Annotated in this window: 12 protein-coding genes; 4 read left to right on the top strand and 8 right to left on the bottom strand. The window is 56.0% G+C overall.

Annotated elements, in window-relative coordinates:
• Window positions 1-36 precede the first annotated feature (36 nt).
• A complete protein-coding gene (locus O1723_RS11860) occupies window positions 37-1,065 on the top strand; it encodes a Mal regulon transcriptional regulator MalI (protein ID WP_014883587.1) in 1,029 nt (342 codons plus the stop codon).
• Window positions 1,066-1,169: 104 nt separating this feature from the next.
• On the opposite strand, the gene O1723_RS11855 is transcribed toward O1723_RS11860, so the two are convergent.
• Window positions 1,170-2,702, bottom strand: a complete 1,533-nt coding sequence (locus O1723_RS11855) for a YdgA family protein (protein WP_023337197.1) — start codon at window positions 2,700-2,702, stop codon at window positions 1,170-1,172.
• 99 nt (window positions 2,703-2,801) lie between these two features.
• Window positions 2,802-3,977: a mannose-6-phosphate isomerase gene (manA, locus tag O1723_RS11850; protein ID WP_014883589.1), complete on the bottom strand. Its 1,176-nt coding sequence runs from the start codon at window positions 3,975-3,977 to the stop codon at window positions 2,802-2,804.
• 199 nt (window positions 3,978-4,176) lie between these two features.
• On the opposite strand from manA, the gene fumA reads away from it, so the two are divergent.
• Together fumA and fumC are read left to right on the top strand one after the other, a co-directional pair.
• Entirely contained in the window at window positions 4,177-5,823 is a 1,647-nt protein-coding gene (gene fumA, locus O1723_RS11845) for a class I fumarate hydratase FumA (protein WP_014883590.1), read from the top strand.
• 139 nt (window positions 5,824-5,962) lie between these two features.
• On the top strand, window positions 5,963-7,357 hold the full coding sequence (gene fumC / locus O1723_RS11840) for a class II fumarate hydratase (protein ID WP_023337198.1): 1,395 nt from the start codon (window positions 5,963-5,965) through the stop codon (window positions 7,355-7,357).
• Here the strand turns inward: fumC and tus are convergent, their stop codons facing one another.
• The 4 genes from tus to rstA form a co-directional block, all read right to left on the bottom strand.
• Complete coding sequence (tus, locus tag O1723_RS11835; protein ID WP_023337199.1) at window positions 7,358-8,287, bottom strand: DNA replication terminus site-binding protein; 930 nt, start codon at window positions 8,285-8,287, stop codon at window positions 7,358-7,360.
• Between the two features lie 73 nt (window positions 8,288-8,360).
• Entirely contained in the window at window positions 8,361-9,659 is a 1,299-nt protein-coding gene (gene rstB / locus O1723_RS11830) for a two-component system sensor histidine kinase RstB (RefSeq protein WP_014883593.1), read from the bottom strand.
• A gap of 75 nt (window positions 9,660-9,734) precedes the next feature.
• Entirely contained in the window at window positions 9,735-9,995 is a 261-nt protein-coding gene (locus O1723_RS11825; RefSeq protein WP_014883594.1) for a hypothetical protein, read from the bottom strand.
• A 237-nt stretch (window positions 9,996-10,232) separates the two neighbouring features.
• The gene (gene rstA, locus O1723_RS11820; RefSeq protein WP_032636775.1) at window positions 10,233-10,949 is read right to left on the bottom strand and encodes a two-component system response regulator RstA; all 717 of its coding nucleotides are present in this window, start codon (window positions 10,947-10,949) and stop codon (window positions 10,233-10,235) included.
• Window positions 10,950-11,077: 128 nt separating this feature from the next.
• Between rstA and O1723_RS11815 the strand changes: the two genes are divergently transcribed.
• A complete protein-coding gene (locus tag O1723_RS11815) occupies window positions 11,078-11,413 on the top strand; it encodes a GlpM family protein (protein ID WP_193067322.1) in 336 nt (111 codons plus the stop codon).
• Here O1723_RS11815 and folM read toward each other — a convergent pair.
• A complete protein-coding gene (folM, locus tag O1723_RS11810) occupies window positions 11,410-12,132 on the bottom strand; it encodes a dihydromonapterin reductase (RefSeq protein WP_014883597.1) in 723 nt (240 codons plus the stop codon). The two genes, O1723_RS11815 and folM, sit on opposite strands and share 4 nt — an antisense overlap.
• Window positions 12,133-12,172: 40 nt before the next feature.
• On the bottom strand, window positions 12,173-13,555 hold the full coding sequence (locus O1723_RS11805; protein WP_248190531.1) for an amino acid permease: 1,383 nt from the start codon (window positions 13,553-13,555) through the stop codon (window positions 12,173-12,175).
• Window positions 13,556-13,565: the final 10 nt, after the last annotated feature.

The raw sequence follows: 13,565 nt of genomic DNA, 5'->3' as shown, positions 1-13,565 counted from the left end.
TTTTACCGATCTCATTTCAGGGAGTCACGCCGACACATGGCTGTAGCGAAAAAAATCACCATCAACGATGTCGCGCTGGCGGCGGGGGTCTCCGTCAGTACCGTTTCTCTGGTGCTGAGCGGAAAAGGGCGCATCTCGCCTGCCACCGGGCAGCGAGTTAACGAGGCGGTTGAACAATTAGGCTTTGTGCGTAACCGCCAGGCGTCGGCGCTGCGCGGTGGACAAAGCGGGGTGATTGGCCTGATTGTCCGGGATCTGACGTCTCCGTTTTATGCAGAATTGACCGCCGGGTTAACCGAAGCGCTTGAAGCGCAGGGGCGGATGGTCTTTCTGCTGCACGGCGGACGCGAAGCCGATCAGCTCCTTTCCCGGCTGGATATGCTGCTCAACCAGGGCGTGGACGGGGTGATCGTCGCCGGGGCGTCGGGCGTGGGTAGCGAACTGTGCGAGCGTGCCGCCGAAAAAGGCGTGCCGCTGGTCTTTGCTTCGCGCGCCAGCTACCTGGACGAAGCGGATACGCTGCGCCCGGATAACATGCAGGCCGCGCAAATGTTGACCGAGCATCTTATTCGTCGCGGTCATCAGCGCATTGCCTGGCTGGGGGGTAAAAGTTCGTCCCTGACCCGCGCCGAACGGGTCGGCGGCTACTGCGCGACGTTGATCAAATACGGTCTGCCGTTCCACAGTGAATGGGTTGTTGAATGTGAATCCAGCCAGAAGAAAGCGGCTGAAGCGATAAATGCGCTGTTGCGAAGCAACCCGACGATCAGCGCCGTGATTTGCTACAACGATGTGATTGCTATGGGGGCCTGGTTTGGCCTGATCCGCGCCGGGCGGCAGAGCGGTGAGGGCGGGGTGGAAACCTTCTTTGGCCACCAGGTCTCGCTGGGGGCGTTCGCCGACGTCGGTGAAAACGCGCTGGATGACCTGCCGATCGTCTGGGCCACCACCCCCGCGCGGGAGATGGGTTATACGCTGGCGGACAGAATCATGCAGCGCATCGAGAATACGGATGTCCAGGCCGGGCACCAGATTGTGGCGGCGCGCCTGGTCACCGTGAAATAGACGCCTCTGCACATCGCCCGGCGGCAACGGCCCCCGATCGTAGGCCGGGTAAGCGTCAGCGCCACCCGGCAATAAAAAACCCCTCATGCGAGGGGTTTTGACGTTTACTGCTGCGGTGCCGCCGGTTCGGCTGGCGCTGCGGGTTCAGCCGGTTCCGGCATCCCCAGCGTCGGCATACCAAACATGCCGACGAAGTCTTCCAGCGGCATTTTGTCGCCGTTGAGCGTAACCTGACCATTGGTGTACTGCAGGCTGGTGGAGATGGTATTGTTTTCCACCTTCGTGATGCGGAACATCTGGCCCATCGCCGCCAGGCCTTTCACCTGCTGGTTCGCCAGTTTACCGGCGTCTTCGTCGCCGTAGCCTTCCAGCTTCGCAATCTGGGTCATAAACTCGGTTGCCATATCCATCGGGATAGTCAGCTTGCTGTCGAGGGACTTCACGCTGCGATCCACTTCCTGCGCCAGCGTCTGCGGTTCACCCGTTGCGGTTGCCGGATCTTTCAGGAACAGAGACAGGTTGAAGTTGGTTTCGCCTTTGCTGTTTTTCCAGCTCAGCGGTGCAACGGTTACCACCGGCTCGCCTTTCAGCAGGATCGGCAGGTTGTCGAACAGCACCGCCATCGCCTGCTGCTGATACGCTTCCGGGTTCTGTTGCAGAGCGGTATTGGTCAGCAACGCCTGGCTCTCTTTGCTGTATTTCTGGCTAAATTCATGCCACGCCTGGCCGTCGATATTGCCGATCTTCAGCGAGAGTTTGCCGGTGCCCAGATCCTGGTTCTGGACCTTCAGGCTTTTCAGCGTGTAGTCCAGCTGAGTGTTGATGCTTTTACCGTCTTTGGAAACGTCGGATTTGCCGTTGACGTCCATGCCTTCCAGCACGGCCATCTCTTTACCTTCAATCGCGATAGCAATCTTATCAACGGAGAGCGTCTGATCGCCGATACGCTCTTTAAAATCGGTCATACGGCTGTTGCCGTCGGCCTTCAGCTTATTAAAGGTGAGCTGAACTTTTTGGTTGTATTCGTTTACGGCGTTGACCAGGCCGCTTTCCGCTTCACCCGTCAGGGAGAAGACATTGCCATCCCGATCCGCGTCGACTTTGAAATTGCCGCCGCTGAAGGCGACTTTCTCATTCTCTTTCTCATAGTTCAGCGCTTTTAGGGCAATATCGGAACTGGTATCACCGGAGTAGCTGATGCGGGTGTTAATGTCGAAAGGGGATTCATTCTTTGCCAGGTCAAACAACGGTTTAGTGACGTCGTTATTCACCAGCACGGTGTGAACTGATGCCATGGACGGTATCAGATTAAACGATTTCAACTGTGCCAGCGGGAGCGGACCGTGGCTGACCACTTCATCCAGCACCACGCTCTGGCCTGGCTTCAGCCAGCCGTTTTCATTACCGGCCACTGGCTTCACCACCAGCTGCATATGGCTGGTGAACACGCCGCGCTGATAGTTCTGATAGCTCAGTTCCAGACCTGCTTCCGGCGCGCTGCGCTTAATCTCTCCATTAGCCTGTGCCACCATCTCAGCCAGACGGCCTTCCAGCTGTTTCCCGGTAAACCAGGAGGCACCCGTCCAGACCACGCCTAACGCTACAATCACTCCAACCGCTACGACCGATTTTTTCATTGCGACTATCCCTAAAATGAAACCAGGCGGTAAAAACCGCCCGGAGATATTAAGCCTGCAACTAGCTTAGCAAGAGTTGTTAAAAAATTCAGTAAGTGCTTAAAGCTTATTGAAAACGCGCGCCAGGCGACCGGTGCCGCTTACGCTAACCGGAGACTCATTCGCTGCAACGAACGCTGACTCACCGGGCTTAAGTACCAGACGCTGTTCACCTTTGTGCAGCGTGGCTTCGCCTTCGACACAGAACAGGATTGCTGCACTCTCCTGCGCAATGGTGGTTTCGGTCGGGCTCAGGTCGTGCAGGGAGAAGGCAAAATCGTCCACCGGGATCGGGAAGTCCAGCTCTGCACCTGTTTTGACAGGCTGGGTGAGCAGCTCACCTGCCGGTTTTGCCACAAACTTCACGTTGGCAACCAGCTCAGGAATATCGATATATTTCGGCGTCAGGCCCGCGCGCAGCACGTTATCGGAGTTGGCCATCACCTCCAGCGCCACGCCCTGCAGGTAGGCGTGCGGGGTTTCCGCGAACAGGAACATCGCTTCGCCCGGGTTCAGTTTCACCACGTTCAGCAGCAGGGGAGAGAACAGGCCGCTGTCGTCCGGGTAGAACGCGGAAATCAGACGGATGGTTTCCCACGGTTCACCGTGCTGGCTGTCCAGCGTCGCTTTCAGAACCGCCAGCGCGTGAGATTTCTCTTCACCCTGCATATTCAGCAGGCTGGCAAACAGCTGGCTCAGCGCGTCGGCATTCGGGTTTTCAAGGAAGTGGGCGATAGCCTTGTTAGCGCCCGCGACCGGTTGCAGCAGGGAAACGATCTCGGAAAATTCGCGGAATGCGTTCATCGCCAGGAACGGGGTCAGCGCAAAGACCAGTTCCGGCTTGTGATTCGGATCTTTGTAGTTACGCTCGGCAGCATCTAACGGGATACCCGCCGCGTTCTCTTTCGCAAAGCCGATTTCAGAGGCTTTTTTGTTCGGGTGAACCTGGATGGAGAGCGGCTGGTCGGCACACAGGACTTTAAACAGGAACGGCAGTTCACCGAAGCGCTGAGCAACGTTGTCGCCCAACAGCGCGGATTTATCGGCGTCGATCACGTCACGCAGGCTGCGTACCTGGCCGCTGGCGTCTGCAATTTTTGAGCTGCTCTTCGGGTGTGCCCCCATCCACAGCTCTGCCATCGGCAGATTGTTTGGATTAGCGATACCGTAGAGATCCGTTAACGCAGTTTTACTTCCCCAGGCGTAGTTTTGCACTGAGTTAATGAGTTTTTGCATTATCAAGCCCTGATTCAATTGTGGAATTAACTTCGGGTATTAAAGCAATAAACCACATGGAAGTAACCTGTGGATGTAAAAAGTCGTACTAGTCTCAGTTTTTGTTAAAAAATTGTGTAGGATAAGCTGACTCGCTTTTAAGCCGGGCAGCGGAACATCTGCCCTGAATAAACAGACCGAAGCAGTAAGTGAGAGAACAATGTCGAATAAACCCTTCCATTATCAGGATCCTTTCCCCCTCAGTAAGGATCAGACCGAGTATTACCTGTTAACCCGCGATCACGTCTCCGTTTCTGAGTTTGAAGGACAAGAGATCCTTAAGGTGGATCCGCAGGCGCTGACGCTGCTGGCGCAGCACGCTTTCCACGACGCCTCGTTTATGCTCCGTCCTGCGCACCAGCAGCAGGTTGCCGATATTCTGAGCGACCCGGAAGCCAGCGAGAACGATAAATACGTTGCCCTGCAGTTCCTGCGTAACTCCGATATCGCGGCGAAAGGCATTCTGCCAACCTGTCAGGACACCGGCACGGCGATTATCGTTGGTAAAAAAGGCCAGCGCGTCTGGACCGGCGGCGGTGATGAAGCGGCGCTGGCCCACGGTGTTTACAACACGTATACCGAAGATAACCTGCGCTACTCGCAAAACGCGGCGCTGGATATGTACAAAGAGGTCAACACCGGCACCAACCTGCCCGCACAGATAGATCTCTACAGCGTCGACGGTGATGAGTACAAATTCCTCTGCATCGCCAAAGGCGGCGGTTCGGCCAACAAAACCTATCTCTACCAGGAAACCAAAGCGCTGCTCACCCCGGGCAAGCTGAAGAACTACCTGGTCGAGAAAATGCGTACTCTCGGTACGGCTGCATGCCCGCCGTACCACATCGCGTTTGTGATTGGCGGTACCTCGGCTGAGAGCACGCTGAAAACCGTCAAACTGGCCTCAACCAAATACTATGACGGTCTGCCAACGGAAGGTAATGAACACGGCCAGGCATTCCGCGACGTGCAGCTTGAGCAGGAGCTACTGGAAGAAGCGCGTAACCTGGGGCTCGGCGCACAGTTTGGCGGTAAATACTTTGCTCACGACGTGCGCGTGATCCGTCTGCCGCGTCACGGTGCATCCTGCCCGGTCGGCATGGGCGTTTCCTGCTCTGCGGATCGCAACATCAAGGCGAAGATCAACCGCGAAGGCATCTGGATCGAAAAACTGGAAAACAACCCAGGCAAATACATCCCGGAAGAACTGCGTAAAGCGGGTGAGGGGGAAGCGGTTCGCGTTGACCTTAACCGTCCGATGAAAGAGATCCTGGCCCAGCTTTCTCAGTACCCGGTGTCGACTCGCCTCTCTCTGAACGGCACGATTATCGTCGGCCGTGACATTGCGCACGCGAAGCTGAAAGAGCGTCTGGATAACGGTGAAGGGCTGCCGCAGTACATTAAAGATCACCCGATCTACTACGCAGGACCGGCCAAAACGCCTGAAGGCTATGCTTCCGGCTCGTTAGGTCCTACCACGGCGGGCCGTATGGACTCCTACGTTGACCAGCTGCAGGCCAACGGCGGCAGCATGATCATGCTCGCAAAAGGCAACCGTAGCCAGCAGGTAACGGACGCATGCCATAAGCATGGCGGTTTTTACCTGGGCAGCATCGGCGGCCCGGCGGCGGTCCTTGCGCAGGGCAGCATCAAGAGCCTGGAATGCGTGGAATACCCGGAACTGGGTATGGAAGCCATCTGGAAAATTGAAGTGGAAGATTTCCCGGCGTTTATCTTGGTGGATGACAAAGGTAACGACTTCTTCAAGCAAATCCAGTCGTCCCAGTGTTCAGCGTGTGTGAAGTAAGTTAAAACCTTGTCGGGTGGCGTTAGCGCCACCCGACTCCAAGAAGAGCGCACAAAGCGCCATAACGTTTCTCAGAAGTCATCAATACTTATCTCTTAAGCATGTGAGCAATCCCGACAGTGTTATCAAGGAGAAAGTAATGACAACGGTACGCCATGAGAAAGACTCTATGGGCGCAATCGAGGTTCCGGCTGACAAGCTATGGGGTGCGCAAACCCAGCGTTCGCTGGAGCACTTCCGTATTTCGACCGAAAAAATGCCCGTCTCGCTGATTCAGGCGTTGGCACTCACCAAACGTGCAGCGGCAAAAGTAAATCAGGATTTAGGCCTGCTGGGCGCAGATAAAGCCACCGCCATCATTAATGCCGCCGACGAAGTGCTGGCTGGTAAACATCCCGACGAATTTCCCCTCGCCATCTGGCAAACCGGTTCCGGTACCCAAAGCAACATGAACATGAACGAAGTGCTGGCGAACCGGGCAAGTGAACTGCTGGGCGGCGTGCGCGGCATGGAGCGTAAGATCCACCCGAACGATGACGTTAACAAAAGCCAGAGTTCCAACGACGTCTTCCCGACGGCGATGCACGTAGCGGCGGTGATCGCGATCCGCGAGCAGCTTATTCCGCAGCTCAACGTGCTCAAAACCACGCTCAACGAGAAAGCGCAGGCCTTCCGCAACATCGTTAAAATTGGCCGTACTCACCTTCAGGACGCTACGCCACTGACGCTCGGTCAGGAGATTTCCGGCTGGGTGGCGATGCTGGAACATAACCTGAAGCATATCGAGAACAGCTTGCCCCATCTGGCGGAGCTGGCGCTCGGTGGCACGGCGGTCGGTACCGGGTTAAATACGCATCCTGAGTACGCGGTGCGCGTGGCGAAGGAGCTTGCGGCCATTACCGGCCAGCCATTCGTCACGGCGCCCAATAAATTCGAAGCGCTGGCGACCTGCGATGCGCTGGTTCACACCCATGGCGCGCTGAAAGGTCTGGCGGCTTCGCTGATGAAAATTGCCAACGACGTCCGCTGGCTGGCCTCAGGGCCGCGCTGCGGTATCGGTGAAATCAGCATTCCGGAAAACGAACCGGGCAGCTCCATCATGCCGGGTAAAGTCAACCCGACCCAGTGCGAAGCCATGACCATGCTCTGCTGTCAGGTGATGGGCAACGACGTGGCCGTTAACCTGGGCGGCGCGTCCGGCAACTTCGAGCTGAACGTCTATCGTCCTATGGTGATTCACAACGTGCTGCAATCTGTTCGTCTGCTGGCCGACGGGATGGAGAGCTTTAACGAGCATTGTGCGGTGGGCATAGAGCCAAACCGCGAGCGCATCAGCCAGCTGTTAAATGAGTCTCTGATGCTGGTCACCGCACTCAATACCCATATCGGCTACGACAAGGCCGCCGAGATCGCCAAAAAGGCGCACAAAGAGGGGCTCACGCTGAAAGCTGCCGCTCTGGCGCTGGGTTATCTAACGGAGGCGGAATTTGACGCCTGGGTTCGCCCGGAAGCGATGGTCGGCAGTCTGAAATAATCATCCCGCCACATACAGGTGCAGCCGCGGAATAATCAGCTGTAGCGGCTGCGCCTGAGGCCGATAACGGTGCTGAACATTTTCAGCGTCGTAATTCAGCAGCTCACCAATATCCGGCACGATGGCGCCCTGATCGGCATCATAAAGCGCAATCATCGGCGTCGGGCAGGCATATTGTACCTGTTTTTGCTGACCGGAATACCAGACGCGAGCGATAGGCTGCACCTTTACCGGACGCTTAATTTTGAGGCGCGTATCCGCCGGTAACGAGGCGATGCTGTGATACTCCTGCTCCAGACGCTCAATCCACTGTTCACGCGACCACGGTGCAACGGTACGCGGTGCCTTAAGACTTTTTTCCAGCTGCGCCAGCACCTCATCCCGGGTGAAGTTTTTAATGATGTGCTTATTCGCCCAGCCGAAGCGTAGCGTGGCAGGGTGACGCAGTACGGTCAGCGTGCGGTAGGCATTAAGGGTAATTAATCCCGGAAGCTGGCGGTGCACCCACTCAAACCGGGCGGCCGGAGCGAGGCCGGACTCTTCGGTCACAATCTTCTCAAACGTTGCTTTCAGGGCGTTGATATGCGCAATCTGGTTTTCCAGCGCCTCGCGCGTGGTGGCATCGGTTTGCAGGCAGATCACGCCCGGCAGGCGCACCGCCGCCTTGCTGCTGCGCTGTTCCGACTGCTGCTGAATAAAAAGGTGGCGGTAGTGCTTCAGGGCCAGCTCAAGCGCGGCGCTGCCGATATGCTGCTTCACCTCAATGGCGTCGAGCGGATCGTGCTCCGCGCCTTTGGCGATATCGGGCAGGGTAAAGACGCGCGCGGCCAGCAGGCGGCAGGTTTGTAAACGCGCGGTCAGCGTCAGCAATTCGTGTTCTATTTCGCGGAACGTGCTGTTCAGCCGTTCGATGAGATCGTAGGTTGCCATAAACACTCTCATTAGTTACAACATACTTATCATATAGCACAGCACGCCGGGTCAGGCCAGCGTGCGGTTAAGGTCAGACAGGGACGGGAAGGGCGATGTTATGGTACACCGGCCAGTTAAAGCAGAAGCGTGCGCCGCCGAGTTCGCTCTCCTCACAATGCACCGTGCCGCCCATGGCCTGCGCAATAGAGTAAACAATGGCCAGCCCCAGTCCGCACCCGCCGGTGGCGCGATCGCGGCTGGGATCGAGGCGGACAAACGGTTCAAATACGGTTTCTCGTGCTTCCGGGGCAATTCCCGGTCCATCGTCTTCAACTGTCAGGCTTGCCTGGTTACCCTGCAAATCCAGTCCAATCTGAAGCGTACTTTCGCTGTAGCGCATGGCGTTGTTCAGCAGGTTATCAAGCACGCGCTCCATCAGCCGCATATCGAGCGCGCCGTAATCGCCGGGCGTGACGCGCGTCAACAGCGTGCGTTGCGGGTTCACGCTCTGGACATCATCAATATGGGTTTGCAGCCAGGCGGGCAGATCTGGCGCACTGAGGTTCAGCTCGTTTTGTGGGCGGTCGAGGCGCGCGTAGGTGAGCAGCTCTTCAATCAGCGCTTCAAGCTGACCAATATCGCGGTTTAGCGCGAGTGACTCCGCTTCTGTCAGATTCTCGCTCATCTCCAGACGATAACGCAGGCGAACCAGTGGCGTGCGCAGCTCGTGGGCAATACCGTCGATTAGCTGTTTTTTACTGGCGATCAGGGCATTGATGTTATCGGCCATCTGGTTAAAGGCCACGCCCAGCCGTTCAAAGCTGGAACCGCTGTCGAAGTGAATGCGCTCGGTGAAATGCCCCTCGCCAAAACGCTGTGCGGCGGATTCCAGTTTCAGCATGTCCTGCCAGTGGGGACGCATCCAGATAAAGACCGGAAACGCGAGCGAAATGGCGATAAAGGCCATCAACGCCATGTCCAGCAGGCGCATCTGGTGAAGATAATAGAGATAAGGAACCGGCCCTACAGCCAGCACATAATGGCTGCGCGGAATACGCTGGATAAAGGTGTATTTCTCATCCAGCGCCACGATATCGCCATCGCGCAGGCGCTGCATTGCGGGCGGATCTAACTCGAAATCTTTTAATGGCTCGATGCGTAAATCAAATGACAGGTTCAGATCGAGTTCTTTGAGGGTGTTCGCCCAGTCGTGCGGCGGGATCTCTCTGAGTTCGCTCCGCATCAGATACAGCGAGCTTTTCATCAAATCGTCCAGCGACTGCCTGCCCGCACGTTCGGCGGTAAATTTATAGACCAGCCCGACCAGCATGGTCATGACCAGGAAGCAGACAAACAGTAAAAGATAAAACTGCACAAACAGCTTTTTCATTCCATCTCACCGGAAAAACGCGATAGGCAGAATATACATGAAAAACCTCACCTGTTTTCATGTCTGTGACGCCTCTTACATTGCGTGCGCACTTCTTTTGACCTTGGCGATGAGTTTTTCCGTGACGGCCAGGCCTTCCGCAATGTGCGTATCAATCACGTCCGTTCCGAAGTCCCTGATTAAGTCCAGGAGCATTTCGTAAGACTGAATCAGTTCCAGCAGGTCAAAGAGCGCTTTTAGGTCGGTACCTGAGGGGGAGGATTGCTTAAAGGTTAGCTGATTAACAATCCATTCAAGATTGGTTTTGATGGCTTCTACTTCATGGTAGCTATACATATTTCATAGGCTTAAATCCTCACTTCAAGATTTCATGGGAGGGAATGTGCGGAACAGGTGTAAGCAGGTAGCGGGGCCGGTGCGGCCTGAAGAAGAGACAATTGAACTTTAATTATGGATTAGATAGCGTGCTTAGCAAGTATTTGTTGCGCAAACGGGTAATTAAACGCGAGAAAGAGAAGGCATCGCGATGTAATGCCTTCATTTCGAGCATGTTTGGTTAGCCGGTGAGCGTAATCAGGTTTCCCAGGCGTGCGGGGCAAACAGATAACCTTTGTTACGCACGGTTTTAATGCGGTAGGGCTCGGTGGCATTATCCTGCAACTTTTTGCGCAGGCGCGAAATCGCAACGTCGACGCTGCGGTCCATGCCGTCATAGCTCACGCCACGCAGGTTTTTCAGCAGCGCGTCACGGTCCATGATTTGCCCGGCATGCGTTGCCAGTTCCCACAGCAGGTCAAAGTCGGCGGTGGAGAGGGCGATAAGCTCGCCGGAAAGCAGCACCTGGCGGTTGATCGGATCGATAGACAGCGTACCAAAACGCATCGCTTTGTGCGGCGTCAGAGAGGGGGCGGGCGATTCGCGTTCGACACTCGCGTGCTGGCGCAAATGCAGGCGCAGACGGGCAAGCAGAACGGCAGGCGGTGTGGTTTTCAGAATGTAATCGTTGGCACCCATCTCCAGCGACAGGATATGGTTCATATCGCTGTCCAGAGAGGTGAGCAACACGATAGGACCTTCCCAGCGGGCGCGCAGGTCGCGGCAGAGGGTCATGCCGTCTTTGCCAGGCAACATGATATCCAGCAGCACCAGGTCCGGGTTTTCACGGACGACCACCTCTTCGGCCCGATCGCCGCGAGGCTCAACAATGACGTCCATATCATGTTTGCCCAGATAGGCGGCGATCAACTGCCCGACTTCGGGTTCGTCTTCAACATAAACAATCTTATTCATACAACGTCTGTTTTCGTGAAAAAAGCCAACATACACCGCGGAACCTTAACCTTCCATTAATCTTTCAAAATTAACGCCGCTTCCGTTATTCTGGCTCATATTGTTATTTGATTGTTATAGGAAAAAGTATGGGGCTGGTGATCAAAGTGGCGCTGGGAGCGCTGGTGGTGTTACTGATAGGCATTCTGGCAAAAACCAAAAACTACTATATTGCCGGGCTGATCCCGCTTTTCCCGACCTTTGCGCTTATTGCCCATTATATTGTGGCGTCTGAACGGGGAACCGAGGCGCTACGCACCACCATTGTGTTTGGTATGTGGTCTATCATCCCCTATTTTCTCTACCTGCTTTCGTTATGGTATTTCACCGGTTTTCTACGGCTTCCCCTGGCGCTGGGCGGGGCAGTGGTTTGCTGGGGGCTCAGCGCCTGGGTGTTAATTTTCTTCTGGAGCCGCTTTCACTAGCGTAACGGGCGGCCGCCGTCCACGGCAAAGGTTCTGCCGGTGACATAGCAACTGGTGAGCAGGTAATCCACAAGGTCGATCACCTCTTTCTCGCCTGGGGCTATTTTCATGAGCGACTTATTGAGCGCCTGCTGGCGATACTCCGCATCATCGTTTTCATTAAATAAAATCATCGCCGGAGCGATGGCATTCACCTTCACCTCAGGCGCGAGCTTGCGGGCGAACGAACGCGTCATGTTATCCAGCGCGGCTTTACTGGCCGCATAGGCGATGTGCTTGTCGCTGCCGCGTTCCACTACATAGTCGGTGAAGTGAATAATGTCCCCCGCAGCATGACCATGGCCACGCAGCAGATCCTGCAGGGCGTGGTTAAGCAGATAAGGGGCATTGACGTGGATCTGCAGCATCGCGGAGAGCGTTTCGCTGAGTGACGTGCCGGGTTTCTCGGCCCGCCAGGCGCTGGCGTTATGGATCACGGCGCGCAACCCCGTGGTGGTGGCTTTCACCTTCTCAGCAAAGGCCAGAATGCCCTCATCAGTGGAAAAATCGGCCTGAATACAGACGGCTCCGGCTTTGCGCAAACCCTCAATTGACGGGTATTCCGTACGGTAACTTACAATGACCGGATGGCGAAGGTTGAGAAAATGATGGGCGAGGGCGAGGCCGATACGGCGGCCTCCACCCGTGATCAGTATTGGGCGAAGCGGTGTATTTCCCATCGTATTCTCCTTTACAGTTCAACAATGGGAAAGACGAGGGCTATCCCATTAACATCCAGGTTGCCGGAACGGCAGCAACCAGTAACAGTCCGATTAAGGCCATCTCACGCCGTCTCAGCGCGTTCTCCAGCTGATGCGTACGGCGGGCGTAGATAAACACCAGCAGACCCGGCGCATACAGCACTACCGACAGCAGCAGATGCATAGGCCCGGAAGCATACAACAACCACAGACCGTAAATACAGGCCCCGATACCCACGATATAATGCGCCGGACGCGTGGCGATTTTTAACAAATACGCGCCCACTAAGAAATAGGGTACCAGAATCATCTCTGAGGCGATGGTCAGCAGGGTGTTATAGTCTGAACCTGTGAGCCAGATCAGCACCAGACAGACCTGAACGCTAATATTGGTCAGCCAGAGAGACGCTGAAGGGGCATTATTTTGGTTTTGACGGGCAAACAGGCGTGGAAACGCTTTGTGCGTCGCGGCCAGGAACGGCACTTCAGCCGCCATGATGGTCCAGCTCAGGTACGCGCCGCAGACGGAGACGATCAATCCCGCGGCAAGCACAACGTCACCCCACGGGCCAAGCATTTTCACCATCAGCCCGGCCATTGACGGGTTACGCATTTCGGCCAGTTCAGGACGCGCCACCACGCCCAGCGACAGCAGCGTGACCAGCAGATACACGCCCAACGCTGCCAGGACAGCCAGCAGCGTGGCACGGCCCACATCACGTTTGTTACGCGCGCGGGCAGAGACCACGACTGCCCCCTCAACGCCGATGAATACCCACAGGGTGATCAGCATCGTGTTTTTCACCTGCTCCCAGACCGGAACGCCCAGCGCAATGCCGCTGAAATCAAGCGTAAACACATCAAGACGAAACGCAATAAAGGCCAGTACGATAAACAGGCCGAGCGGCACCAGTTTCGCCAGCGTTGCCACCAGGTTGATGCTGGCGGCGGTCTGGACGCCGCGCAAAATCAGCCAGTGAACGACCCAGAGCAGCACCGAGGCACCGACAATTGATTGCCAGGTATTGCCGTCACCAAACAGACGCAGTTCAGGCGTATCGGTAAAGAAGCTGAGCGCTGAGAAAACGATCACCAGATAGGAGACGTTGGCGATCACCGCGCACAGCCAGTAGCCCCAGGCGGAGCAGAAGCCGATCAGCTCGCCAAATCCTTCACGCGCATAGGTGAAAATACCGCCGTCCAGATCGGGGCGAATGCGGGTGAGCAGCAGCATGGCGAACGCCAGCAGCAATATCCCGACGCCGGTAATCCCCCAGCCGATGAGTAACGCGGCGGGGCTTGCGACGGCAGCCATGTTCTGCGGTAAACTGAATACGCCCGCACCCAGCATTGAGCTTAAAACGAGTGCAGTCAGAGCACTCAGGCCAAGTTTCTTTTCCATTGGCTTCCTG

It is taken from the genome of Enterobacter cloacae complex sp. HYC080_NIDB, assembly GCF_056673325.1.
This window is presented reverse-complemented; position numbering and strand designations above follow the sequence as displayed.